General features: G+C 61.0%; 22 protein-coding genes and 1 pseudogene. 8 read left to right on the forward strand and 15 right to left on the reverse strand.

The genetic code is table 11. From position 1 onward, the window contains the following. Positions 1-51 precede the first annotated feature (51 nt). From AC1PUL_RS04320 to AC1PUL_RS04330, 3 genes are read right to left on the reverse strand one after another with little or no spacing between them, the layout of a single operon-like run. Positions 52-1434, reverse strand: coding sequence for an ATP-binding protein (locus tag AC1PUL_RS04320; protein ID WP_480466786.1), 1383 nt, complete (start codon positions 1432-1434; stop codon positions 52-54). A 38-nt stretch (positions 1435-1472) separates the two neighbouring features. After that, positions 1473-2174, reverse strand: a complete 702-nt coding sequence (locus AC1PUL_RS04325; RefSeq protein WP_480466787.1) for a response regulator — start codon at positions 2172-2174, stop codon at positions 1473-1475. Between the two features lies 1 nt (position 2175). Then, positions 2176-2700 carry a MarR family winged helix-turn-helix transcriptional regulator gene (locus tag AC1PUL_RS04330; protein ID WP_480466788.1) on the reverse strand — a complete coding sequence of 175 codons (525 nt, stop codon included), beginning with the start codon at positions 2698-2700 and terminating at the stop codon, positions 2176-2178. A 311-nt stretch (positions 2701-3011) separates the two neighbouring features. On the opposite strand from AC1PUL_RS04330, the gene AC1PUL_RS04335 reads away from it, so the two are divergent. Beyond that, a complete protein-coding gene (locus AC1PUL_RS04335; RefSeq protein ID WP_480466789.1) occupies positions 3012-3176 on the forward strand; it encodes a hypothetical protein in 165 nt (54 codons plus the stop codon). Between the two features lie 77 nt (positions 3177-3253). After that, a complete protein-coding gene (locus tag AC1PUL_RS04340; protein ID WP_480466790.1) occupies positions 3254-3898 on the forward strand; it encodes an MBL fold metallo-hydrolase in 645 nt (214 codons plus the stop codon). Between the two features lie 51 nt (positions 3899-3949). On the opposite strand, the gene AC1PUL_RS04345 is transcribed toward AC1PUL_RS04340, so the two are convergent. From AC1PUL_RS04345 to AC1PUL_RS04365, 5 genes are all read right to left on the reverse strand, one after another. Further along, on the reverse strand, positions 3950-4408 hold the full coding sequence (locus AC1PUL_RS04345) for a BA14K family protein (RefSeq protein ID WP_480466791.1): 459 nt from the start codon (positions 4406-4408) through the stop codon (positions 3950-3952). Between the two features lie 156 nt (positions 4409-4564). Next, the gene (locus AC1PUL_RS04350) at positions 4565-4780 is read right to left on the reverse strand and encodes a cold-shock protein (protein ID WP_006725577.1); all 216 of its coding nucleotides are present in this window, start codon (positions 4778-4780) and stop codon (positions 4565-4567) included. A gap of 539 nt (positions 4781-5319) precedes the next feature. Then, a complete protein-coding gene (locus AC1PUL_RS04355) occupies positions 5320-6462 on the reverse strand; it encodes a PQQ-dependent sugar dehydrogenase (protein WP_480466792.1) in 1143 nt (380 codons plus the stop codon). A gap of 120 nt (positions 6463-6582) precedes the next feature. After that, complete coding sequence (locus AC1PUL_RS04360; RefSeq protein WP_480466793.1) at positions 6583-7869, reverse strand: NAD(P)/FAD-dependent oxidoreductase; 1287 nt, start codon at positions 7867-7869, stop codon at positions 6583-6585. Between the two features lie 60 nt (positions 7870-7929). After that, the gene (locus AC1PUL_RS04365) at positions 7930-8334 is read right to left on the reverse strand and encodes a hypothetical protein (protein WP_480466794.1); all 405 of its coding nucleotides are present in this window, start codon (positions 8332-8334) and stop codon (positions 7930-7932) included. A gap of 266 nt (positions 8335-8600) precedes the next feature. On the opposite strand from AC1PUL_RS04365, the gene AC1PUL_RS04370 reads away from it, so the two are divergent. From AC1PUL_RS04370 to AC1PUL_RS04380, 3 genes and pseudogenes are all read left to right on the forward strand, one after another. Further along, positions 8601-9803 (forward strand): pyridoxal phosphate-dependent aminotransferase, encoded by a 1203-nt coding sequence (locus tag AC1PUL_RS04370; protein ID WP_480466795.1) that lies wholly within the window; start codon positions 8601-8603, stop codon positions 9801-9803. A 103-nt stretch (positions 9804-9906) separates the two neighbouring features. Then, the gene (locus AC1PUL_RS04375; RefSeq protein WP_480466796.1) at positions 9907-10194 is read left to right on the forward strand and encodes a type II toxin-antitoxin system Phd/YefM family antitoxin; all 288 of its coding nucleotides are present in this window, start codon (positions 9907-9909) and stop codon (positions 10192-10194) included. Further along, positions 10194-10583, forward strand: a pseudogene (locus AC1PUL_RS04380) (type II toxin-antitoxin system VapC family toxin). Before AC1PUL_RS04375 ends, AC1PUL_RS04380 begins: the two are co-directional and overlap by 1 nt. A gap of 29 nt (positions 10584-10612) precedes the next feature. On the opposite strand, the gene AC1PUL_RS04385 reads toward AC1PUL_RS04380, so the two are convergent. Together AC1PUL_RS04385 and AC1PUL_RS04390 are read right to left on the reverse strand one after the other, a co-directional pair. Beyond that, entirely contained in the window at positions 10613-11839 is a 1227-nt protein-coding gene (locus tag AC1PUL_RS04385) for a PQQ-dependent sugar dehydrogenase (protein WP_480466797.1), read from the reverse strand. Between the two features lie 39 nt (positions 11840-11878). Further along, entirely contained in the window at positions 11879-12127 is a 249-nt protein-coding gene (locus AC1PUL_RS04390; RefSeq protein ID WP_480466798.1) for a hypothetical protein, read from the reverse strand. 171 nt (positions 12128-12298) lie between these two features. Between AC1PUL_RS04390 and AC1PUL_RS04395 the strand changes: the two genes are divergently transcribed. Continuing rightward, complete coding sequence (locus AC1PUL_RS04395) at positions 12299-12568, forward strand: DUF2188 domain-containing protein (RefSeq protein WP_480466799.1); 270 nt, start codon at positions 12299-12301, stop codon at positions 12566-12568. Between the two features lie 14 nt (positions 12569-12582). Here AC1PUL_RS04395 and AC1PUL_RS04400 read toward each other — a convergent pair whose 3' ends face one another. Beyond that, complete coding sequence (locus AC1PUL_RS04400) at positions 12583-13542, reverse strand: LysR family transcriptional regulator (RefSeq protein ID WP_480466800.1); 960 nt, start codon at positions 13540-13542, stop codon at positions 12583-12585. A 92-nt stretch (positions 13543-13634) separates the two neighbouring features. Between AC1PUL_RS04400 and AC1PUL_RS04405 the strand changes: the two genes are divergently transcribed. Together AC1PUL_RS04405 and AC1PUL_RS04410 are read left to right on the forward strand one after the other, a co-directional pair. Then, complete coding sequence (locus AC1PUL_RS04405) at positions 13635-14672, forward strand: NAD-dependent epimerase/dehydratase family protein (RefSeq protein WP_480466801.1); 1038 nt, start codon at positions 13635-13637, stop codon at positions 14670-14672. Continuing rightward, complete coding sequence (locus AC1PUL_RS04410) at positions 14669-15052, forward strand: DUF6220 domain-containing protein (RefSeq protein ID WP_480466802.1); 384 nt, start codon at positions 14669-14671, stop codon at positions 15050-15052. The genes AC1PUL_RS04405 and AC1PUL_RS04410 overlap by 4 nt, the downstream gene beginning before the upstream one ends. 51 nt (positions 15053-15103) lie before the next feature. Here the strand turns inward: AC1PUL_RS04410 and AC1PUL_RS04415 are convergent, their stop codons facing one another. The 4 genes from AC1PUL_RS04415 to trxB all read right to left on the reverse strand — a co-directional run bounded on the left by AC1PUL_RS04415 (position 15104) and on the right by trxB (position 18818). Then, complete coding sequence (locus AC1PUL_RS04415; RefSeq protein WP_480466803.1) at positions 15104-16204, reverse strand: alkene reductase; 1101 nt, start codon at positions 16202-16204, stop codon at positions 15104-15106. A 61-nt stretch (positions 16205-16265) separates the two neighbouring features. Then, a complete protein-coding gene (locus tag AC1PUL_RS04420; protein WP_480466804.1) occupies positions 16266-16559 on the reverse strand; it encodes an ArsR/SmtB family transcription factor in 294 nt (97 codons plus the stop codon). A gap of 364 nt (positions 16560-16923) precedes the next feature. Then, positions 16924-17820 (reverse strand): LysR family transcriptional regulator VtlR, encoded by an 897-nt coding sequence (locus AC1PUL_RS04425; RefSeq protein ID WP_480466805.1) that lies wholly within the window; start codon positions 17818-17820, stop codon positions 16924-16926. A 20-nt stretch (positions 17821-17840) separates the two neighbouring features. Continuing rightward, entirely contained in the window at positions 17841-18818 is a 978-nt protein-coding gene (trxB, locus tag AC1PUL_RS04430) for a thioredoxin-disulfide reductase (protein ID WP_480466806.1), read from the reverse strand. Positions 18819-19051 lie beyond the last annotated feature (233 nt).

The following is a 19051-nucleotide window of genomic DNA, read 5'->3' on the forward strand; positions in this document are numbered from 1 at the left end:
TCGCCGGAATGTCGAATGAGGGGCCTGCGTGGCCCCTTATTTTTTTCAATGTCAGACCGGTACGCGGATCGTCGCCCTCAGGCCGCCAAGCGGGCTGTCGTCGAGCGTTACATTGCCGCCGTGGCTGCGGGCTATGTCACGGGCGATGGCAAGCCCAAGGCCGGTGCCGGAGGCATCAAGATTGCGGGCTTCATCGAGCCGATAGAAGGGCTTGAAGACATCGTCGCGTGATTCCTTCGGGATGCCCGGGCCGTCGTCATCGAAGACGATGACCAGCCATTTTGCCGTGTGCCGGGCATCAATATCGAGGCGTTTGGCATAGCGGCGGGCATTGGATGCGAGGTTTGTCACCAGGCGCGTAAAGGCGTTCGGGCGGACATGCACGAAGGGATCGCCATCGAGCTTCCAGGTCAGGTCGCGCTCGTGCAGCGCAAAATCGGAAGCCACACGTCCGAAGAGGTCGCGGAGATCGAGTGTGCCGACATCCTCTTCGACTTCGCCCTTGGCGAAATCAAGATAGCCTTCGAGCATGCTCTGCATGTCGTCGATGTCATGGTTGAGACTGTCAATCTCCGGCCCGTCGCCGGCGAGTGCCAGTTGCAGCCGGAATCGGGTGAGGATGGTACGCAGATCATGGCTGACGCCGGCGAGCATGGCGGTCCGCTGTTCCATCTGTCGCTCGATGCGCTCGCGCATCAGGATGAAGGCGAGGCCGGCACGGCGCACTTCATCGGCGCCCCGGGGGGAGAAATCCTCGGGCGGCCGCTGGCCCTTGCCGAAGCTTTCGGCCGCCGTCGCCAACGCCAGGATCGGGCGTATCTGGCCGCGCAGGAACAGGATCGAAATCGCGATCAGAACCAGGGCGGTCGAGACCATCCAGACCAGGAAGATGTGGGTGTTGGATGCATAGGCGGAATTGCGCGGCGCGAAGATCCGCAGCGTCTTGTCGTCGAGCACGATGCGGATCTCGACCAGGCGTGAGGTTCCCACTGTATCGATCCAGAACGGACGGCGGATCTGCTCTGCAATTTCGTCTGAGAGGATCTGATCGAGGATGGAGAAGAAGGGCCGCGGCTGGGGAGAGGGCAGTTCGGTGCCGGGATCGATCGATACCATCAGGTTCAGCCTGTTGGTTGCGACCTCAGAGATCTTGGCGAAATCCTCCTCGCTCGGATAGCGCTGCAGGAGCTCAATGACGGCCGCGATGTCGCGCGTGACGGCCTCCGAGAGGCGCTCCGTCACCAGCTGCCAGTGGCGCTCCATGAAGACGAAGGCAACGACGGTCTGGAGGATCAGCATCGGGAGGATGATGATCAACAGTGAGCGCGCGTAGAGACCTGTCGGCAGTCGGTATCGCAACCAGCGGAACAGGCCCTTGAGGCCTGTCGCCGGGCTGCGGTCTTGATCCCGCCGGATCTGATCGTACAGCGTCATCTGCTCATGCTTCCTCGACGCTTCTTGCGCCCTTGTTCTCAGTCCATGCTCAGCCGATACCCGAAGCCACGTACTGTCTGCAACCAGACGGGGTTGGCCGGGTCGTCCTCGATCTTGCGTCTCAGACGGTTGATCTGGACGTCGATGGTGCGTTCGCCGACCTCCGCATCATTGCCGACCAGTTCGTGGCGCGGGATCGTGTCACCGGCGCGGGTGGCGAAGAGATACATGATGTCCTGTTCGCGATCGGTGAGGCGGATGATCTCGGCTCCCTTGCGCAATTCCTTGCGCAGGACCGAGAAAGTGAAGGGGCCGAACATCACCTGCTCGATCTTCGGCGCGTCCGGGTTCATGTTGCGCTTCAGGATGTTGTTGATCCTGAGCACCAGTTCGCGCGGGTCGAAGGGTTTGGCAAGATAATCGTCCGCACCGGCTTCGAGACCGGCAATCCGGCTGTCAGCCTCGGAGCGGGCGGTCAAAAGGATGATCGGCACGCGCTTTTCGTCAGACAGGCTCTGGGTCAGCGACAGGCCGGATTCGCCGGGCATCATCACGTCGAGCACGAGCAGGTCGAAGCTCAGGCCTTCGAGCTTGCGACGTCCTTCGGCGGCGTCTGCCGCGACGGAGACGCGAAACCCCTTTTCGGTGAGGAAGCGGTGCAGCAGGTCGCGAATACGTGTGTCGTCGTCGACCACGAGAAGGTGCGGAGCATCATCTGTCAGCTCGATCTTCTTCGACATTTCAGTCGGCTCCATCGGTTTCGAGAGGCTGGGTCACGGTCTGCTTCTGCATGCCTTCGAGAAAACGGCGCACGGTGGCGCGCTCGTCTGTCGTCATGCCTTCCATGGCGTGGGCGATGCGGCGTGACTGCGGTTCGGAGAGGGCGAGCGACAGTTCGCGGCCGGCAAGCGTCGGGTAGAGGCGGCGCTGGCGGCGGTCGGCGGGGCCTGCCATCTGGCGGATATAGCCGCTGTCGATCAGTTCCTTCAGGACCCGGGCGAGGCTCTGCTTGGTGATCTGCAGGATGCCGAGGAGATCAGCGACCGTCATGCCGGGCCGGCGGTTGACGAAATGCACGACGCGGTGATGGGCGCGGCCATAGCCGAGCTTGGCAAGAATGGCATCGGGATCGGACACGAAATCTCGATAGGCGAAAAACAGGTTCTCTATGGTCTCGAAATCGATCGTCTTGTCATCGACCACCGGCAAATCCGGCAGGGTTTTCTTGGCAGTCTTCGTCGCAGACTGTCGGGCCACGCGCGTCATTCCTTTCCTCCGATGCGGGCGCGCTGAAGCTGCGCCATCACCGGTTTCACATTCATCGCCCGGGAGCGATGCTTCCCCCTCGACCGGTCCATTTGAGCAGCCAGCCGTTTATCCTCGCCTCCCTGGCGGGACATGCCGGCGAAACTATGCGCAAGTGTAGCAGATTTCCAACAAATTTACTGAGATCGCACAGCTTAGGACGGCGTCAGGAAACCTCTTGCGGCCAGGATCGTTACGCTTTCACTGATCAATCACAAGCCCCAGACAAGCCGCTTCGGCGTAGCTTCGCCGCAGGAGAGAGGATTCGTGCCATGATGGACCGTGATCACACCGCGCAGATTTCCAAGAGCCCCAGCCTTCGTCCCGTCGCGATTGTCGTCTTTACCGCCAAGCTGGTGGTTGCGAGCTTTCTCGTTGCGCAGGCTTCGCTTCTTCCGGCCTCGCCCGTATCCCAGGTCTACGGACTTTCCCGCTGACCGAGGGTCTCTCGGTTTCTCTCGTTGTTGCGACATGCTAAGGCGCTTGGCATAGACGACAGAAGGACAGCGAGCCGATGGGCCAGATTCAAGCGGGCATCATTCCCGTCACCCCGTTCCAGCAGAATTGCACCATCCTTTTCGATGACGAGACGCGGGAAGGCGTGATCGTCGATCCCGGCGGCGATGTCGATGTTATCCTGCAGGTGATTGCGGAGAATAACCTTACCTTGAAGGCCATCTGGCTGACGCATGGTCATCTCGACCATGCCGGTGGTGCGGCCGAACTGAAGGAAAAGACCGGGCTCACCATCATCGGTCCGCAGAAGGACGACCTGCCGCTGTTGCAGCGGATCGAGACCCAGGCGGCCAGCTATGGCATTACCGGCCTGCGCAGCGTCGTTCCGGACCAATGGCTGGAAGATGGCGATACGGTCGGTTTCGGCGACCATACTTTCGAGGTCTATCACTGCCCGGGCCACGCGCCGGGACATGTCATCTATTTCAATCGGGGCCAGAAGTTCGCCCATCTCGGCGACGTGCTGTTCAGCGGATCTGTCGGGCGCACCGATCTGCCGGGCGGCGATCACCAGACGCTGATGAATTCGATCCGCGACAAGGTGCTGCCCCTCGGGGACGATGTGGGTTTCATCTGCGGCCATGGGCCCGGCAGTCGCATCGGCGACGAGAGGCGATCCAATCCGTTTATCCAGGGTCTCTAACGACAAAAGCGCCGGAGGCCGGCGCTTTTGTTCATGCTTGTCGATGTCTGCTCAGCCGGCGGTGCAGAAATGCGTGCGGCCGTCATAGCCGACAAAGGTGCCGGTGCGCGGGTTGAAGCTGCGATAGCGCTGCGAGCAGTAGTCATACCAGGCGCCGGTCCAGGGTTCGATCCCGTAGGACTGATAGACCGGGCGCGGCTTCTGGTAGACGGGGCGCGGGCGATAGGCATGACGCGGCGGGGGCGGCGGGAAATCATCGACGTAATAGCCGGGTTCGTCATAGACCGAGACGGGGCGGTCGATATAGACGCGGCGCTGCGGCGGCGGGCTTGCGAGGGCAGACCCAACGATCACGCCGGCAGCGAGACCGATCACACCAAGGGCGAGGGCGTCATCGCCGCTGTGATGATGGCGATAGTAACGGTCGCCGGCCTCAGCCTGCGTTGCGGCGGCCATGGGCGTCAGGGTCACTGCAGCCGCGAGAAGAGCGTGTTGCGCGAATTTCATCATGACGTCGTTCCTCGACCTAGCGAAATCTTCCGTGCCGGTGCTGGCTGTTCGGGCCATCGGCGATGATTGCAATCTAGGGAGCCGTGCCTGAACGGAGGCTGAACGAAAAAACCCGGCAATGATGCCGGGCCGCAATTCGTAGAAAACCGGGTGAAATCAGCCGGAGATCTGCAGGTTTACGGCCTTAGGGCCCTTGCCACGGCGATCGGGTTCGGTGTCGAAGCTGACCTTCTGGTTTTCGGTCAGACCCGACAGGCCCGATGCCTGGACAGCGGAGATGTGGACGAAGATGTCCGCGCCGCCGTTGTCGGGCTTGATGAAGCCAAAGCCCTTGTCGGTATTGAAAAATTTAACAGTGCCAGTCTCGGCCATGCGTCAGGTCCTTTTCTCTCTGCCCGTATTCGGCGGGGCAGCATTGCAATGTACCCGCGAGCGGGTGAGCGACAGGCATTTGTCGATATTGGAGGAAAGGGGCCCTGTTACCGCAGACTAACTTCAGACGATGTTACCAGCGTTTCAAGTTTGACTGCCCGGGGTTGTTATAGCGTCCCCGGCGCGCACTCATTTATAGGTCTTCCCATGCTCGCAAAATTGCCCGAACACGCGAAGAGTGCTTGGTTTGTCGAAAATTGGCAAGCGAAAGTTTTAACCTTCTTGCCGGCGAGAGTCCTTTGTTTTCAGTGCAAACGACCTGATTCGGGGCCTCTGCAAGACCCCGCAGCCCCGTTTTGGCGAAAAATTGCATCGCTTGCGATGGAGATTGAAGTAAAAGCCTGCGCGAACACGGAAATTTGCGGGTTAAAATTTTTCGTGTTCGATTGCTGACGCAGGGCAAAAATGTCTCTCGGGCGCCTCTGAATCGTGACTGGTCTCGTCCGGTTGGGTCCAAAAAACCCTGCCGTCATAGGGGGTCAACTGTCGCCGCCCCGGGTAATGCGCAGCAGCTGACCATCTTCTTCATCCGTGACCAGGAGGATCGAGCCATCGGGGGCCACTTTCACGTCGCGAATACGACCATACTCGCCTTCCAGCATCCGTTCTTCAGAGCCGATCGAGCCACCGGCACCGCGCTCTATGCGAGCCACGAGCTGGTACTTGAGGGCCGCGACCAGGAAATCGCCTTCCCACTCGGGGAACATGGCACCGCGGTAGACGGCCAGCGCACCAGGCGCGATCGAGGGATCCCAGTAGTGGAGCGGCTGCTCATAGCCGTCGGCCGATTGGCCGATGCCGATTTCGGCGCCGGAGTAGTGCTTGCCATAAGAGATGACCGGCCAGCCGTAATTGTTGCCCGCCTCGGGGGCGTTGATCTCGTCGCCGCCACGCGCTCCATGCTCCACGGTGTAGAGCCTGTCGTCTGCGGGGTCGATGACGATGCCCTGGGGATTGCGATGGCCGCTCGACCAGACTTCCGGTAGGGGCTGTCCTTTGGGGTTCGCCGATGACGGCATGCCGTCTGCATTGATGCGCATGATCTTACCGGCATGGTCGCCGGGATCCTGGGCGCGGTCTTCATCGCCCCGGTCGCCAATGCCGAAGAACAGGCTGCCATCGGCGGCAATTGCGATGCGAGACCCGAAATGCTGACCAGCACCCGTGAGCTTGTTCATCAGAAAGATGCGGCGGACATCTTCAATGCGCCGCTCGTTCGGGCTGAGACGGGCGGAGAACACGCCGGTGCCCTGGCCACCAGGACCGGGCACCGCCGCGGTAAAGAACAGGCGGCGGGTTTCGGCAAAGTCTGGGGCGAGGGCGATGTCGAGCAAGCCACCCTGTCCGACGGCAGCGATCCGTGGCAGACCGCCCAACGGACGGCTCACCTCGCCATCACGAATGATACGGATACGGCCCGGCCGTTCGGTGACGATATAGGCGCCATCGGGGAGAACCTCGACGGACCATGGGTGCTCCAGGCCGCTTGCGACGCTCGTGACTGCGAGGGTTACGTCTCGGGCTCGGTGCTCTCGGGTTTCCTGAGCGTTGACGGGGAGGGCGAGCGAGGCTGCCAGCAGCGGTACGATCAAGGATGCGGTCTTTTGTGGCAGTATCGGCATGGTCGCTCCTTCGTCATTACACGGCTCATGTCGTGAAGATGGGGGGCGACCTTGCCGCGACAAGATCAATGTTCAGAAGACAGCGCCTCTTGACGAAGTTTTGAAGAGGCGCCGCTGTCTTTAGCCGTCGAAGCTGACAGCCTTGAGCTTGTCGATACCCAAAGCCTGGAGTGCCAGTTTTTCGTAGAAAGGCTCGGATTTGCCGAGTTTGACCTTGTAGAGGAAGTATTTCTCGAAGCCGATCTTGGCAGCATGTACCCACTTGCCTTGAGAGGACCAGTTCACGTTGCGCGGCGGCAATTGCGGCTGGGCGACGAATGCGATCCCGCCATCGCCGAAGTCGGCGAGGCAGACGGCATTCCATGTGCCCTGGGCATTCGCCTCTTCACCCGTGATCAGATTGGCGATGTTGTGGGCGGTGGCCGTTACCATGGATTCGATCATGAAGCCGGTTTTGGGGACGCCCACCGGGACGGGCGTCTTGCCCATCGGCGGGATTGCGACGCAGACACCGACGGAGAAGACGTTTCTATAGGTCGGGTTCTGCTGGTGTTTATCGACGAGCACGAAGCCGCGCGGGTTGGTGAGGCCCTCGATGCCCTTGATGGCCTCCACGCCCCGGAAGGCGGGCAGCATCATCGTGTAGACCGAGGGGATCTCGTGGGTCGTCTTGATCGAGCCGTCTTCGTTGATCTCCTCGGCAACGACCTTGTCGCCCTCGAAGCGGCTGACCCGGGCATTGGTCACCCATTTGATGTGTTTGGAGCGCAGCGCGCTTTCGAGCAGGCCTTTGGTGTCGCCGACACCGTCGAGGCCGAGATGGCCGATATAGGGTTCCGAGGTGACAAAGGTCATCGGCACGCGGTCGCGGATCTTTGCGTCACGCAGGGCTTTGTCGAGAATGAAGGCGAATTCATAGGCCGGACCGAAGCAGGAGGCGCCCTGCACGGCGCCGATTACCACGGGCCCCGGATTGGCGACGAGCCTGTCGAAGGCTTCTTTCGCTGCCAGCGCGTGATCGATGTGGCACACGGACTGGGTGTGATGATGCGGGCCGAAGCCTTCGATTTCGTCGAAAGCGAGGTCAGGGCCCGTTGCGATCACGAGATAGTCGTAGTCGAGTGAGCTGCCGTCGAGCATTTCCACCCTGTTCTCGCCGGGATGGACACGAGCCGCACCCTGCGGATGCAGGGTGATGTTGCGCTTGGCGCAGGCGGGTCTCAGATCGACTTCGATCTCTTCGCGTCCTCGCCAGCCGACGGCCACCCAAGGATTTGAGGGAACGAAGGAATAGGTCGCTCCCTTGCTCAGGAGATGGATCTCGACTTCGCGGCCGAGGCGGTCTCTCAATTCATAGGCCATGATCGTGCCGCCAAGACCGGCACCCAGGACTGCAATGCGTTTCATGATGGCTCCTCCCAATCAGATGGAGCCATTATCTACGAAACTACATAGATATCAAGTCTACTATTTTATGGAGCGTTTCTGATTGACTTCCTGCTGGATCAGGTCCTGCCAGCCGCGCTTCAACAGGGCAAAGCCGCCGGCCGCCATCACCATGAAGCAGAGGGAGAGAAGGATCATCAGCAGGTGGCGTTCGCTCTCCGGAATTGTGAGGGTCCGTCCTGAGCCTGCCGTCGATAGATCGCCGCGCACCACAGGCGCCGGCAGGATGCTTGCCGTTGTGATCGCATCCTGCGCAGAAGAGGGCAGGCTCGAATGTGCGGCGGCCGGCGTCTGCTCCGGTGACGAGGCGGTGCCTGGGCTGCCAAACAGGAAGAGCGCCAGAGCCAGTCCGCTGGCAGCACCCAGCCAGGCGAGCGAGCGGCTGGGACGGGAAGGGGGCGTGACGGCTTCCAGTTCGAAGTCCATGGGGGCTCTCTCCTCTCTGTTTGACGTGGCCGGATAAAAGCCCGTGATCGCGTCTGCAGAGCGACGGAAATGTGGCGTTTCCCATGCCAAATTGTGATTTTCCCGGGTCTCATGGTGTCACGCGCATCCGACCATTGGCACGGGGACACAAATCTATCGATTCTGCAGAGGTTTTGGCTTGAAAGGCAGGGGCTCTTTCGCCATAGAGCTTGGACCTGAGGCCCCGGGGAGCGGGGTCGATGTTCAATCAGCTCAGGACACGCACAATGGCTTTCCTTGCCGACGCCCTTTCCCGCATCAAGCCTTCAGCGACCATCGCCGTTACGCAGATGGCCCGGGAGCTCAAAGCGCAGGGGAAAGACGTCATTTCGCTCTCCGTCGGCGAGCCCGACTTCGACACGCCGCAGAACATCAAGGATGCGGCTGTTGCCGCCATTGCCCGCGGCGAGACGAAGTACACGCCAGTTGCCGGCATTCCGGAGCTGCGGAAGGCGATCGCTGACAAGTTCAAGCGCGAGAACGGTCTCGACTACAAGCCCGAGCAGGTGATTGTCGGCACCGGCGGAAAACAGATTCTTTTCAATGCCTTCATGGCAACGATCAATCCGGGAGATGAAGTCGTGATCCCGGCGCCGTTCTGGGTCTCCTATCCGGAAATGATTGCGCTTTGCGGTGGCACGCCCGTCTTCGTCGAAACGACGATCGAGAACAATTTCAAGCTGACGGCCGAGCAGCTGGACAAGGCGATCACGCCGAAGACCAAGTGGTTCATGTTCAACTCGCCGTCCAACCCGTCGGGTGCCGCCTACAGCAAGGAAGAGCTCAAGGCGCTGACGGACGTGCTGATGAAGCATCCGCATGTTTGGGTTCTGACCGACGACATGTATGAACATCTCGTCTTCGGCGATTTCGTCTACTACACGCCTGCTCAGGTGGAGCCGGCGCTCTATGAACGTACGCTGACGATGAACGGCGTGTCCAAGGCCTATGCCATGACCGGCTGGCGTATCGGTTATGCGGCCGGCCCGCTGCCGCTGATCAAGGCGATGGACATGATCCAGGGCCAGCAGACCTCAGGTGCCTGCTCGGTTGCCCAGTGGGCGGCCGTCGAGGCGCTGAATGGTCCGCAGGACTTCATCACGGAATCGAAGAAGGCTTTCGAAGAGCGCCGCGACCTCGTGGTCTCCATGCTGAACCAGGCATCCGGCATCGTTTGCCCCAAGCCGGAAGGCGCCTTCTATGTCTATCCGTCCTGCGCAGCGCTCATCGGCAAGACCGCGCCGTCGGGCAAGGTCATCGAGACGGACGAAGACTTCGTCATGGAACTGCTGGCGACCGAAGGGGTTGCCACCGTTCACGGCTCGTCTTTCGGCCTCGGTCCGAACTTCCGCGTGTCCTACGCCACCTCGAATGCCAAGCTCGAAGAGGCCTGCAGCCGTATCCAGCGCTTCTGCGCCTCGCTGAAGTAAGCGCGGACACATAGCAGCTTAGGTAAGGGCTCGCTGAAAGGCGGGCCCTTTCTGCTTTTGGGATTTGTTGAGGACAGGGCGCGCCCGTGTTATCTTCGCTTACATGAAAACCGTCAGCCTGCAGGAAGCCACACGTCATCTGGAAGCGCTCGCCGATGCCGTCGAGCGGGGCGAGGTCGTGACCGTGACACGCGATGGGAAGCCGGTTCTGGATCTCGTGCCGCATGCGGCGGCCGAGGTGGGAGTGGCGAAGCCGAAGAAGGGTGGGATCGATTGGGAGGCCGGTCAGGCTTACCTGCGGTCGAAGGGGATTGAGAATGCCGTTCCCTATATCGCCGAAGATTTTGATGATCCGCTTCCGGAAGATTTCCTCTTAAGGCCGCTCCCGTAGTGTCGTCGGTCCTGCTGGATACGCACATTGCGCTTGCCTTTTTCGGGCGCTCATTTCGGTAGCACTTTCCTTTGATACACGAACTGCTTGAAGTTGGAGACGTCGATGGGTTCGTCAGTGCTGCAACTCTTTGGGAAATCGCCATAAAAACCAGGCTTGGCAAGCTGGACATCGGTATGCCACTGACTGACTTACCAGAAGCAATAGCGTCAGTTGGCCTGCATATACTCGGGATTGAAGTCTCTCACGTCCTCCACACTGTCGATCCAGAGCCGCCCACCCGGGATCCCTTTGACCGACTGCTCCTCGCCCAGTGCCATGTCGAAGGCCTTCAGCTTGTTACGGTCGATCGTGCGCTTGTCGACCATCCGCTGGCATTCCGCCCCTGATCACATGGATCAGAGGCGGAGATTTCGTTTCAACCCTTGGTCAGCCTGACAATAGTCGAGTTGCCGCCGCCGCGTTGTTCTGTGACGGCATAGACAGCGCCGTCCGGGCCGACCTTCACGTCGCGGATGCGGGCGCCGAGATCGACGCGTTCCTCATACTTGACCCGGTCGTTTTCCATGTGCAGCACCACGACGCCCCGGCTGACGAGGCCGCCGACGAGGAAGGCGCCCTTCCATTCGGGGATGGCGTTGGCATCGTAATAGGCCATGCCCGAGGGCGCGATGACCGGATCCCAGTAATAGACGGGCTGTTCGGTGTTTGCCATCTGGGTAATGCCTTCGCCGACCTTGGCGCCGCTATACTCCACGCCATAGGTGACCTCCGGCCAGCCGTAGTTCTTGCCCGCCTCGGGAAGGTTCAATTCGTCACCACCGCGTGGGCCATGTTCGACCGTCCAGAGGCGGCCCTGACCGTCGATCGTGGCGGATTGCAGATTGCGGTGGCCGAGTGACCAGATCTCCGGCAGCGCACCCGCCTCACCGGCAAACGGATTGTCTGCCCATGCTTCGCCGGTCTGGGTAATCCGGAAAATTTTGCCGAGGCCGCTCTGCAGATCCTGGGCCTGGACGCGCGGCTCGCGATCGGAGCGTTCGCCGACCGTCACGTAGAGTTCGCCCTGCGGACCAAAGGCAAGGCGGGAGCCGAAATGCTTGTTGCCGTCATAGCTCGGGGTCTGGCGGAAGATGACAGCTACGTCTTCCAGTGTGCCGCCGCCCTGACCGTCAGTGACGAGACGTGCGGAGGCCACGGACGTGCCGTTTCCGTCGTCACGCTGTTCGGAAAAGGAGAAGAAGATCTTGCCCGAAGTTTCATGGTCGGGGGCGAGTGCCACGTCGAGAAGGCCGCCCTGGCCGTTCGCCAACACCTCGGGAACGTTGGCAATCTCGGGACCAGCCTTGCCGTCGGCGCCGATGATGTGCATGGCGCCCTGCTTGGCCGTGACAAGCATACGTCCGTCGGGCAGGAATTCCATCGACCACAGATGCGGCAGCCCCTCCGCGACGACTTCCGTCTTGATGTTCGCCACCGCAGCTGGCTGCGGCGCGCGCGTCTGGCCGGCAAAGGCCGGCTGCTGGTCGGGGGCGTTCGCAGCCTTGGTTTCCACCGGAGCGCCGCCTTGTTGCGCAAATGCGGGCAAGGTGGACAAGCTGAAACTCAGCATGGTTCCGGCGAGTATCTTGGACAGTCGGCTCATCAATTCCTCCTGGTCTGGCTGTTGGACCCGATCAACGCCTCATTTGGTGTAAATGCTCCCGAACAGCAGCCCTGATGTGATCAACAATGCTTTATTGCTCGGTGAGACGGCCATCCGCAGCTGCGCGGCGGTTGAAAGACCTGGAAAGGCCGGCGTGATGATTTTGGCAAAGAAGGCGAATTGGCTCCTGCCTTCGATTGCATTGGTCTCGCCGTCATCCGGATTGATGGCGGTTGCGATCAGCGTGACGGCGATGATGGTGGTCTCAGCGGGTGTCATTGCCATCACAACGGGCTGAACGGTGCCTCTCTCTGACTGCCGCGTGACATCGTGTTTTTCTGCCGCTGATCCTTGTTGCGCACGTGCTGCGCGGCCCCCGCTGTTCCGCGACGCCGACGACGCGTTTGCGCCGGGCCTTGTTTGGTGGAATACTGTTGCCTAGCCTAGGAGGAGAAGGCGATGGTCAAGATCACATACGAGATCGTTCCGCACGACGGCGGTTGGGCCTATCGGCTCGGTGGCGTCTATTCGGAGGCATTTCCGACCCATGACCAGGCGCTGGAAGCCGTGCGTATCGTCATGGAAGAGCAGCAGGTCGGCGATGAGCCGGTGACGATCAGCTACCAGGACGAGGACGGGCGCTGGCGCGAGGAATATAGTGACGGTGGCGACCGACCGGAAGTAGAAGTCATCGATGCATTCGCCGGCGATGACAGACCGCCGGTCTGACGGCAGGTGAAAGCTCAACTTGCTGAACCTGTTGCGACCGGTTCTTCATGTGCCGATTCCGTTTCGGCGTCGGGTTTCCTGGCAAGTCGAACCCATGCCGTGAGCCCCCTGACCAGAGCGTCAAAGGTTGTCCGAAAGCGCGGGACGGTTTTCAGTGTTTCGTGCATGACCACGAAGGTTTCCAGCGCGACATCAAGCGTGCCCGGCAGAATTTCGATCAGGTCCTGATTGCGCGCTGCAAAGGCATGCTGGCACATTCCTATGCCGAGGCCTGCGCGGATGGCGGCAAGCTGCACGAGGTTGCTGTCGGCACGGAAATCAAAACCGATGCCGGCGAGGTCTGGCCGGTGTTTGAGGATCTCCCTGATATAGGCGAGCTGGCGGTCAAAGCCGATCAGCCGGTGCTGCGAGAGTGCTTCAAGCGTTTCGGGCACTCCGTGGCGCGCGACATAACTGCGATGGGCATGGAAGCCGAGAGTGATCCTGCCGACGCGGCGGCTGAGTAGGGCGGACTGGCTCGGCTGCACCATGCGGATTGCGATATCGGCTTCCTGCTGCAGCAGGTCCTCGACAGTATCCGAGGCCGATAGCTCGATTTCCAGCGCCGGATGTTCCTCCTGCAGCAGTGCCAGGACCGGCGGCAGAACCTCCACCGCGATGACCTCGCTCGCGCTGATGCGCACTGTGCCGCGCACCTCCAGCATGTCGCCCGAGGCGATGCGGGCCAGTGCCGCGGACATGGCGGCCATGCTGCGGGCATGGGTTTTCATGGCCAAGGCTTTTTCCGTCGGCAGGAGACCCTGGGGTGTGCGCAGGAAGAGGGGCGCGCCGAAGGCCAGCTCCAGCGCCTCGATGTGGCGCCCGGCCGTCGGCTGCGTCAGGCCGAGCTGACGGGCGGCTGCAGAAAGGGAGCCCGTTTCGACAACGGCGAGGAAGGTCCGGTAAAGGTCCCAGCTGATCTGATCCATGGTCATGCATTTTTGTATATCGATTGTACGATTTATGGCAATTCTGAATATCCATGCGGCGTGGGAAGATCAGTCCAGTTCCAAACCAGGAGATGGACATGACCGAATTCTCGAAAACTGCTTTGCAGCCGCCGCTCGCGCTGGTCCTCGGCGCAACGGGTGGCATTGGCGGAGCGCTTGCCAAGGCCCTGCAGAAGCGCGGCTACCGGGTGCGCGCCATGCACCGCCGTCCCGAAGAGCAGATGTCGTCGCGAGCCGAATATGAATGGGTTGCCGGCGACGCGATGCGGGCCTCGGATGTGCTGGCCGCCGCTCAGGATGCCAGCGTCATCGTGCACGGGGTCAACCCGCCGGGCTACCAGAACTGGGGCAAACTCGTTCTGCCGATGATCGACAACACGATTGCGGCCGCGCGGGCGGTCGGCGCCCGCATCCTGATGCCGGGCACGATCTACAATTTCGGCCCCGACAGCTTTCCGATGCTTGCCGAGGATAGTCCGCAGAGACCGGTGACCGTGAAAGGAAAGATCCGCGTCGAACTTGAGCAACGGCTGGAGCAGGCGGCCGATGAAGGCGTTTCGGTGATCATCGTCCGGGCAGGGGACTTCTTCGGGCCCGACGCGGGTAACAATTGGTTCGCCCAGGGACTGGTACAGCCGGGCAAGCCGGTGCGCTTCGTCATCAATCCCGGTCGAAAGGGCGTCGGTCATGCCTGGGCCTATCTGCCTGACGTCGCCGAGACCTTCATGCGTCTGCTCGATCGCGCAGACGAGTTGCCGCGCTTCTCGCGTTTTCACATGAACGGGTTCTTTGACCATGACGGGGTGCAGATGGCCCAGGCTATCGGTCGGGTCGTGGGCCGCCCGGGAATTCTGACCTTTGGCTTCCCCTGGAGGCTTGCGGGACTGCTGCGTCCCTTCATGCCCTTGCTCAAGGAGCTGCATGAGATGCGTTATCTGTGGCGGGAAACGATCCGCCTCGACAACCGCCATCTCGTGGAGGTCCTCGGTGAGGAACCGCAGACCCCGATCGATATAGCGGTGCGCGCGACGCTGCGGAGCCTCGGCTGCCTTCCGGAAGGTCCTGTTGTCACCGACCAGGTGCCGGCACCCGTCGCGATGGGGCGCAGGCCATGATGCGGTCTTCCATCGGTGCATCGAGCGGGTTTTTCGCCTTCAGGGCTCTGGTCTGGCTCACCCTTTTGGGCATCGCGGTACAATTCTTTCTGGCCGGCCTCACGGTGTTTGGGGGCGGGGCAGGCTGGGAGACGCATGCTGCGACGGGCGGCGCGCTTGCGATGCCGATCCTCGTCGTCTTCGCGATGACTTTGAGAGGTCCGCTGTCTGGGTTCCGAGGGTTCACCTCGCTGCTTCTGGCGGGATATCTGCTGCAGGTGACGCTGGCCGCACTCGGAGATCGGCTGCCCATGCTCGGCGCACTGCATCCGGTCAACGGGCTCGCTATGGGGCTTGTCGCCTTTGTGCTTGTCGCGCGGATCCGTGAGGCCCGCACCTGATCCCCAGGTCATAAAGAGAAAGGGCCCCCGCTTCCGGGAGCCCTTCGCAGTTTATGCCAGAGCGGGGTAGCTGGTATAGCCTTCTGCGCCACCGCCATAGAGCGTGGCTGCGTCAAGCGGGTTCAGCGCTGCATCTTCCTTCAGGCGGCGGACGAGGTCCGGGTTCGAAATGAAGGGGCGACCGAAGGCGACCAGATCAGCATAACCGCTCTCGACGGCCTCGATTGCGGAGGCGCGGTCATAGCCGTTGTTGGCGATCCAGGCACCCTTGCCACCGGCTGCGCGGTAGGCCGCCTTCAAAGCCTTCCAGTCGAAGGGCAGAACGTTACGCGGGCCACCGGTCGCGCCTTCGATGACGTGGACGAAGGCAAGTTCGTGCTCCGCGAGGGCATCGACCAGGGCTGTGTAGACAGCCTTCGGATCGGGATCGGAGACATCATTGGCCGGGGTCGTCGGCGAGATACGGATGCCGGTCCTCTCGGCGCCGATTTCCTTGGTTACCGCTTCGACGACTTCAAGCGTCAGGCGGATGCGGTTCTCGATTGAAGCGCCGTATTGGTCGGTGCGCTCATTGCTGTTCGAGCGCATGAACTGCTCAAGCAGATAACCGTTCGCAGCATGGATTTCGACGCCGTCAAAGCCTGCATCGATGGCCGCGCGAGCCGCTTTGCGATAGTCTTCGAGGATGCCGGGGATCTCCGCGGTTTCGAGTGCACGCGGTTGCGACGTCTCGACGAAGCTGCCGGTACCATCGGCGTTCAGCACGTAGGTCTTCGACTTGGCTGCAATCGGCGACGGGGCAACCGGCTTTCCGCCCTCCGGCTGCAGGCTGGTGTGGGAGATGCGGCCGACATGCCAGAGCTGGGTGACGATCTTGCCGCCGGCTGCATGCACGGCATCGGTCACCTTCTTCCAGCCTTCGATGGCTTCGGGCTTGTAGAGACCGGGCACATCCGCATAACCCTGCGCCTGATGGGTGATGGCCGTGCCTTCACTGATGATCAGGCCGGCGCTTGCGCGCTGGCGATAGTACTCGACGTTCAGATCGTTCGGCATGGCGCCCGGGGACCGGTTGCGCGTCAGCGGCGCCATGGCGATACGATTGGAAACGGGGATGGTGCCGACGGATGTCGGTTCAAAAAGCTTGGACATGAAACCTCTCGGGAGTTTCCGGCGGCGGGATATGTGTCGCCGGCACCCCCGATGTGGGGCATCATAGGGTATTGTTCAAGGACTTGATGAATTCGGCAATCGTGTCTTCGTTGCGGCGATAGAGCACCCTTTGGCCGACACGCTTGGAGCTGATCAGGCCCGCGCGCTGGAGTGTCGCCAGATGCGCCGATACAGCGGACTGCGAAAGCCCTGAGCGTTCGAATTGCCCCGCACTGATACCGTCAACGGCTTCTTCCTTCGGCACCCCGAAATACTCTTTGGGCTCCTTCAACCAGATCAGCATTTCCATGCGCGCCGGGTGTGCCAGCGCTTTCATCACGTCCTCAAGGAACATGTTCCCTCCAGTAACAGCATGTCAGTCCTAGACAGATCAATCGTTGGTGCCGAGCACCTAAGTGCGCGCGCGGCGAAGGCTCCGCCAGACGCTGTAACGCGTGACTGGGTCTATTGTTCCAACAAAATAACAAAAAAAGAGGGCCACCGGAAAACCAGGGCCCTTTAAATTGTGAAGGTCAAAAACCTCCAGAGGGGAACAGCTGCTGCGGTGGAACTGGGAGGAAAAAGCCACCATGTGCATCAGCTGTGTGCGATATGGTAGTTTTTTGTGCAGTGAACAATGCTTTTTTATGCATGTCAGGCATGCGCGAGTTGCAAGTCTGTTTGCGGGAACAACAAAATCTGATCACCAGACTATCAGCTCAGAAATTCCAGTTGCGCGCCTTGGCGACGATGAAGTCCCTGAATGCCTTGAGCTTTGCGGCGTTCTTGATCTCGTCCGGATAGCAGAAATAGGTATCGAAGGACGGCACGTCTGCGCTTGTCACAAGCTGCAGCAGGCCCGGGTCGCGTCCCACGATGTAATCCGGCAGCATGGCGATGCCGATGCCGAGCAGGCAGGCGCGCTTGATCGAGGTCAGACTGTTGATCTGCAGATGCGGGATGCGCGGATTGTCGGACGAGCGTCCGGCGACTTCAAGCCAGTTGACGTCGAGCAGGTAGTTCGGGGCCGGCTCGCCGAAGGTGATGATCTTGTGATTGTCGAGATCCTCGATCGACTGCGGCTCGCCATAGCGGTTGATGTAGGAGGGCGCTGCATAGACATGCATATGCACCGTGAACAGCTTGCGCTGGATGAGGTCCGACTGCTGCGGCTGGCGTAGTCGGATGGCGCAGTCGGCATGACGCATGTTCACGTCCAGCTCCTCGTTGTCGAGGATCAGCTGGATCGACATCTCAGGATAAAGCTGCAGGAACTCCTGGACCTTGTCGGTCAACCAGCCCTGGCCCAGACCGACGGTGGTTGTGACGCGGAGCTTTCCGGAGGGCTTCTCGGTGGTCTCCGTCAGCTGCATCTTGACGGTCTGCAGCTTCAAGAGGACGTCATGGGCGGTGCGATAGAGCAGTTCGCCCTGTTCGGTCAGGATCAGGCCGCGGGCGTGGCGGTGGAAAAGCTTGACCCCGATGTCCTGCTCCAGCGAGGAGACCTGGCGGCTGATGGCCGACTGGGACAGATGCAGCTTGTCTGCGGCATGGGTGAAGGACCCGGCTTCCGCAGCGGCATGAAAAATGCGCAGTTTGTCCCAGTCCAGCGGCATGCCGCCCCCTCTCATGTCGCTTATTCCGCGGCTTGTTTCGTCTCGACGGGCTGGGCAGACAGGAAGCGCTCGGCCTCAAGTGCTGCCATGCAGCCCATGCCGGCGGCGGTGATTGCCTGGCGATAGACATCGTCGGTCACGTCACCGGCGGCAAAGATGCCGGGCACGTCGGTCGCAGTCGAATCCGGCGCTGTCCAGAGATATCCATTGGATTTCAGCTTCAGCTTGCCCTTGAACAGTTCGACGGCCGGCGCATGGCCGATGGCGACGAAGACGCCGTCGATCGGCATGTCTGTGACAGCGCCGGTCAGCGCGTCCTTGAGCTTGACGCCCGAAACGGACGGCGGCATCGGCGGCTTGGCCGGGGTGCCGGTGATTTCCTCGACGGTGGTGTTCCAGAGAACGCGGATATTCTCCTTGGCGAAGAGGCGTTCCTGCAGGATCTTTTCCGAACGGAAGCTATCACGGCGGTGCACGACGGTGACCGACTTGCAGATATGCGAGAGATAGAGCGCTTCCTCGACGGCAGAATTGCCGCCGCCAACGACGATGACGTCCTTGTTGCGATAGAAGAAGCCGTCGCAGGTGGCACAGGCAGACACGCCGAAGCCCTGGAAATGCTGCTCGCTTTCGATGCCGAGCCATTTTGCCTTGGCACCGGTGCAGATGATCAGGGTGTCTGATGTCCAGACCTGACCGCTGTCGGTCTTGATCGTGAAGGGGCGATGGCTGGTGTCGACTTCGGTGACGAGGTCGCTGACGATCTCGGTGCCGACATGCTTGGCCTGGTTCAGCATCTGCTCCATCAGCCAGGGGCCCTGGATGGGATCGGCAAAGCCCGGATAATTTTCCACGTCCGTGGTGATCATCAGCTGGCCACCCTGTTCCATGCCAGCGATCAGGACCGGCTTCAGCATGGCGCGGGCGGCGTAGATCGCAGCGGTGTAGCCGGCAGGGCCGGAGCCGATGATCAGCACCTTGGTGTGGCGGGCAGTCATTGTCGCTTCCTTTCAACGCGCGATGGGTAACATCGACTGGGGCCTCAATACGCGGCTGCCCCGATCCTCGCGCGACTGACGCTCATTTAGGATCGAAGCGAAGCGCAATTCAAGGCGTTGCTCTGCTTTAGCAACAGAGCTTTGCGCGTCCACGCAATAATTGTGCGTGAAGGCGGAGGATTCTTGCCAATTGTTCCTGATGGAGTAGATATCGCACACATCTTCAAAAGGAG

It is taken from the genome of Rhizobium sp. P43 (genome assembly GCF_056730705.1).

What these genes read in the sequence shown, in the direction of transcription:
- AC1PUL_RS04350 (WP_006725577.1), bottom strand. Translation starts at nt 4,780, where the DNA reads ATGGCCGAGACTGGCACTGTTAAATTTTTCAATACCGACAAGGGCTTT.
- AC1PUL_RS04375 (WP_480466796.1), top strand. Translation starts at nt 9,907, where the DNA reads ATGAAAACCGTCAGCCTGCAGGAAGCCACACGTCATCTGGAAGCGCTC.
- AC1PUL_RS04425 (WP_480466805.1), bottom strand. Translation starts at nt 17,820, where the DNA reads ATGCCGCTGGACTGGGACAAACTGCGCATTTTTCATGCCGCTGCGGAA.
- AC1PUL_RS04400 (WP_480466800.1), bottom strand. Translation starts at nt 13,542, where the DNA reads ATGACCATGGATCAGATCAGCTGGGACCTTTACCGGACCTTCCTCGCC.
- AC1PUL_RS04420 (WP_480466804.1), bottom strand. Translation starts at nt 16,559, where the DNA reads ATGTTCCTTGAGGACGTGATGAAAGCGCTGGCACACCCGGCGCGCATG.
- AC1PUL_RS04365 (WP_480466794.1), bottom strand. Translation starts at nt 8,334, where the DNA reads ATGGACTTCGAACTGGAAGCCGTCACGCCCCCTTCCCGTCCCAGCCGC.
- AC1PUL_RS04370 (WP_480466795.1), top strand. Translation starts at nt 8,601, where the DNA reads ATGGCTTTCCTTGCCGACGCCCTTTCCCGCATCAAGCCTTCAGCGACC.
- AC1PUL_RS04340 (WP_480466790.1), top strand. Translation starts at nt 3,254, where the DNA reads ATGGGCCAGATTCAAGCGGGCATCATTCCCGTCACCCCGTTCCAGCAG.
- AC1PUL_RS04345 (WP_480466791.1), bottom strand. Translation starts at nt 4,408, where the DNA reads ATGATGAAATTCGCGCAACACGCTCTTCTCGCGGCTGCAGTGACCCTG.
- AC1PUL_RS04405 (WP_480466801.1), top strand. Translation starts at nt 13,635, where the DNA reads ATGACCGAATTCTCGAAAACTGCTTTGCAGCCGCCGCTCGCGCTGGTC.
- AC1PUL_RS04385 (WP_480466797.1), bottom strand. Translation starts at nt 11,839, where the DNA reads ATGAGCCGACTGTCCAAGATACTCGCCGGAACCATGCTGAGTTTCAGC.
- AC1PUL_RS04410 (WP_480466802.1), top strand. Translation starts at nt 14,669, where the DNA reads ATGATGCGGTCTTCCATCGGTGCATCGAGCGGGTTTTTCGCCTTCAGG.
- AC1PUL_RS04320 (WP_480466786.1), bottom strand. Translation starts at nt 1,434, where the DNA reads ATGACGCTGTACGATCAGATCCGGCGGGATCAAGACCGCAGCCCGGCG.
- AC1PUL_RS04330 (WP_480466788.1), bottom strand. Translation starts at nt 2,700, where the DNA reads ATGACGCGCGTGGCCCGACAGTCTGCGACGAAGACTGCCAAGAAAACC.
- AC1PUL_RS04360 (WP_480466793.1), bottom strand. Translation starts at nt 7,869, where the DNA reads ATGAAACGCATTGCAGTCCTGGGTGCCGGTCTTGGCGGCACGATCATG.
- AC1PUL_RS04335 (WP_480466789.1), top strand. Translation starts at nt 3,012, where the DNA reads ATGATGGACCGTGATCACACCGCGCAGATTTCCAAGAGCCCCAGCCTT.
- AC1PUL_RS04415 (WP_480466803.1), bottom strand. Translation starts at nt 16,204, where the DNA reads ATGTCCAAGCTTTTTGAACCGACATCCGTCGGCACCATCCCCGTTTCC.
- AC1PUL_RS04355 (WP_480466792.1), bottom strand. Translation starts at nt 6,462, where the DNA reads ATGCCGATACTGCCACAAAAGACCGCATCCTTGATCGTACCGCTGCTG.
- AC1PUL_RS04325 (WP_480466787.1), bottom strand. Translation starts at nt 2,174, where the DNA reads ATGTCGAAGAAGATCGAGCTGACAGATGATGCTCCGCACCTTCTCGTG.
- trxB (WP_480466806.1), bottom strand. Translation starts at nt 18,818, where the DNA reads ATGACTGCCCGCCACACCAAGGTGCTGATCATCGGCTCCGGCCCTGCC.
- AC1PUL_RS04395 (WP_480466799.1), top strand. Translation starts at nt 12,299, where the DNA reads ATGGTCAAGATCACATACGAGATCGTTCCGCACGACGGCGGTTGGGCC.